General features: G+C 45.7%; 5 protein-coding genes. 1 reads left to right on the top strand and 4 read right to left on the bottom strand.

Translation table 11 applies throughout. The features are described from left to right. Window positions 1-137: 137 nt before the first annotated feature. The 3 genes from ACMHXE_RS09305 to ACMHXE_RS09315 form a co-directional block, all read right to left on the bottom strand. A complete protein-coding gene (locus ACMHXE_RS09305; RefSeq protein WP_101055240.1) occupies window positions 138-1142 on the bottom strand; it encodes a permease in 1005 nt (334 codons plus the stop codon). Window positions 1143-1259: 117 nt separating this feature from the next. After that, window positions 1260-1514 carry a thioredoxin family protein gene (locus tag ACMHXE_RS09310; protein ID WP_101055238.1) on the bottom strand — a complete coding sequence of 85 codons (255 nt, stop codon included), beginning with the start codon at window positions 1512-1514 and terminating at the stop codon, window positions 1260-1262. Between the two features lie 64 nt (window positions 1515-1578). Next, entirely contained in the window at window positions 1579-1869 is a 291-nt protein-coding gene (locus ACMHXE_RS09315) for an ArsR/SmtB family transcription factor (protein WP_101055236.1), read from the bottom strand. A gap of 258 nt (window positions 1870-2127) precedes the next feature. Between ACMHXE_RS09315 and ACMHXE_RS09320 the strand changes: the two genes are divergently transcribed. Next, window positions 2128-2400 carry an ATP-binding protein gene (locus tag ACMHXE_RS09320; RefSeq protein WP_224867123.1) on the top strand — a complete coding sequence of 91 codons (273 nt, stop codon included), beginning with the start codon at window positions 2128-2130 and terminating at the stop codon, window positions 2398-2400. Here the strand turns inward: ACMHXE_RS09320 and ACMHXE_RS09325 are convergent. Continuing rightward, window positions 2338-2697, bottom strand: a complete 360-nt coding sequence (locus ACMHXE_RS09325; RefSeq protein ID WP_404830190.1) for a hypothetical protein — start codon at window positions 2695-2697, stop codon at window positions 2338-2340. The two genes, ACMHXE_RS09320 and ACMHXE_RS09325, sit on opposite strands and share 63 nt — an antisense overlap. Window positions 2698-2989: the final 292 nt, after the last annotated feature.

The following is a 2989-nucleotide window of genomic DNA, read 5'->3' on the forward strand; positions in this document are numbered from 1 at the left end:
AAGTTGCATAAAAAAATCCGATGACATGGGGTCATCGGATTTTGATCCTTTCAGTGAGATCGTCAAGCGATCTGTCTTAACTGATCGGCATTAGCACAAAGCACAGCTTTACTTTAGTCAATATTTTAATATTGGAGCTAGGCCAACATAGGAGCGATTGCGTTGAAAACCCACCCTATAAGGGTGAATGACATCAGTAAAATCGTAAAAACGATGGCTAACAAGCGCCATTGCATCACCTGCTTAAGCAAAATAAATTCGGGGAAGCTGGCAGCAACTGTGGCCATACAAAAAGCCAATGTTGTCCCTATAGGAAGACCATTAATGATGAGGCTTTCCATGATAGGAATGACCCCTGTCGCATTGGAATAAAGCGGAATACCTATTAACACTGCAACAGGCACAGACCACCATTGACCATCACCCAAGTGAGTTTCAATCCAACCATCCGGAACAAACCCATGAAGTGCCGCGCCAAGCCCAACGCCGATAATGACCCATTTCCATACCCGAGAAAAAATCGCTTTGGTTTCGCTTTTGGCAAATTGATGTCGTTCCGATAATGTCATCAGGGGGGCCGATGCTTCTTGTTGATTATTAGATACAGCCGCCTGTATTTTCCCTCTTTCAAACGCCTTAGCTGCAAAGGACTGCAGCCAACGCTCAGCACGAACAGCATCCAGGAAAGCCCCTGCAAGTATACCCACAGACATACCTACACCCACATAAATCATCGTAAACTTCCACCCCAATAAGCTTACCAATAGTAGAATGGCAACCTCATTGATTAAGGGGGAAGTAATAAGAAATGCCATAGTGATCCCGACGGGAATGCCTGCGGAGGTAAAGCCTAGAAATACCGGAATGCTTGAACAAGAGCAAAAGGGGGTCACCGCACCAAAACTTGCTCCCAGAAAATAACCGACAAAGCGATTTTTACCCGCTAAATAATCCCGAACACGTTCAACATTAAGTGACGCTCTCACCAAAGCGATGACATAAATCATCAAGATCAGCAGTGCGAAAATCTTAGTGGTATCTTCAATAAAAAAGTGTATTGCATCTGCCAGCTTGGTCTCGGGAGGGATGCCTAACAATCCAAAAGTTATCCAAGTCGCCAGGTCAGAAAAGAGGTGCATCATTGTTTACCACCTTTGAGCTGTGGCTACATTATTAGGGAAGGTGCCACGAGGACTTATTCGCACCTTCCTTAGATGGAAAGCCGCAGAGGAAGCCGCTTATTCCGGCTTGGCTATGCTCTACACTGAAGATTCAATGTGTGCCAGCATTAACGCCTTGATCTCTGCAGGACTGGCAAGACGACCTGTCAACTTAACTTGTTCATCTATAACCAAAGCCGGAGTCGACATCACGCCGTACTCCATAATTTCTTCGACATCAGTAACTTTAACTAACTGATAATCAAGCTCTAAAGAATCTGCCACAGCAGAACAAGTTTCAGCCAGCTTTTGGCATTTAGAACAGCCAGATCCTAACACTTTGATTTTAAACATAATGCCACCTATCATTTGGTTATTTAGCCAAATGATAGGTAAGAAACCACTTCGGGAATGCGATCTACTTCTGAATTTGGTGATCCTGTAAACAATCAATACAATTGAGTGAATGAAGCAAACACGGCATAGCTAGATGATAGAAGATCTGCTTTCCGCGCTTTTCCATACCGACAATGCCCTTATTACGAAGTATGGATAGATGCTTGGAAACCGTTGAAAAATCAACATCAAGTGCCTCTACAAATTCACATACACATTTTTCGCCATCAGCAAGTTGTTCAACTATCCATAGACGCGTTGGATGTCCCAAGGCCTTGAAAATATCGGCTTTAGTTTTGGTTAGTTGTTCCACAAATTCTCTTCCACAACAAGAACACATTGTGTGCCATAGTGAATCGATAAACTCACTTTTTAGCAAGGGAGTTATGAAATAAAACGCGTCATTGCCAATGAAAAACCAGGGGACAGGGGCAATCCAAGCCCCATAAGACGAACTGGCGCTAGCCCTGGCACGCCAAAAAGGGGATGGCCGGAGAATAAAGCCAAACAGCAAAAAGAGGTTAACTTCCAGATATCGGAAGAGCTGGAGCTGCCCATCTACCCAAGGCCGCTGTCGCGGGCAATTGAAAATCTGCTGCACAACGCCATTCGCTACTGCCGTACCCAGGTAAATATCTGCGCCCAGGACAAGGGTCAATGGGTAGAGATAAGCATTACTGACGACGGCCCGGGTATAGAGGAATCTGAGTTGGAGGCTATTTTCAAGCCCACGGTGGCAATATCCAGGCAAGCAATCGCGCCCAAGGTGGGCTTGAGGTCGTCATCCATTTACCACGCGACTGAAACCTTCAGGCTCATACTCCAGACTGGGTTGGCGGCTTAGCCAGGCGGCAAACTGTTGCTTGGAGGGGCTACGCTTATCTGAGTGCCCCATCAGATGGATCAGCGCATAACTGAACTGGTAATAGAGCTGCGGGTCGTCGTGGGCCTTGCAGGCATCGTCGGTATTGATCATGGCGCCACGCAAATAACTCATCACCAGCTCGACCCGATCGAATCCTGGCACCTCTCCCACAGCGGAAATGGTCTTGGCATTCCACTGCATATATTCATCGAAACGTCTTTCACAACCATGCCGATAAAACTCGGTCGCCAACAACAACAGAGCTTGATTTGGCATTATCCGCTCAATGACAAATTTATTTGTCGACAATACTTCATAGAGCCGCTGACAATGATGAAATATAAACCTTTCCAGAGGGTCTTTATATTGTATTTCATCCTGTTTAGCCTGTTGTAGCCAATACTCATATTCACTGCAAGCTACTGCCACCATGAGATCGGCCTCTGTAGTGAAATGATTATATACTGTGCCTTCGCGAATTCAACTCCGAAGTGCACCACTCGCTAAATTAGGCTGCCTTGCGTAATTCATTGAATACCGCAATAGGTTGCCTGAAGCCGAGGCACTT

The organism is Shewanella sp. BJSY2023SW007, from assembly GCF_047314525.1.
GTDB lineage: Bacteria > Pseudomonadota > Gammaproteobacteria > Enterobacterales > Shewanellaceae > Shewanella > Shewanella chilikensis.

Excerpts from the sequence above, each read along its gene's own strand:
- ACMHXE_RS09305 (WP_101055240.1), bottom strand. The coding sequence starts at position 1,142 with ATGATGCACCTCTTTTCTGACCTGGCGACTTGGATAACTTTTGGATTG.
- ACMHXE_RS09310 (WP_101055238.1), bottom strand. The coding sequence starts at position 1,514 with ATGTTTAAAATCAAAGTGTTAGGATCTGGCTGTTCTAAATGCCAAAAG.
- ACMHXE_RS09325 (WP_404830190.1), bottom strand. The coding sequence starts at position 2,697 with ATGCCAAATCAAGCTCTGTTGTTGTTGGCGACCGAGTTTTATCGGCAT.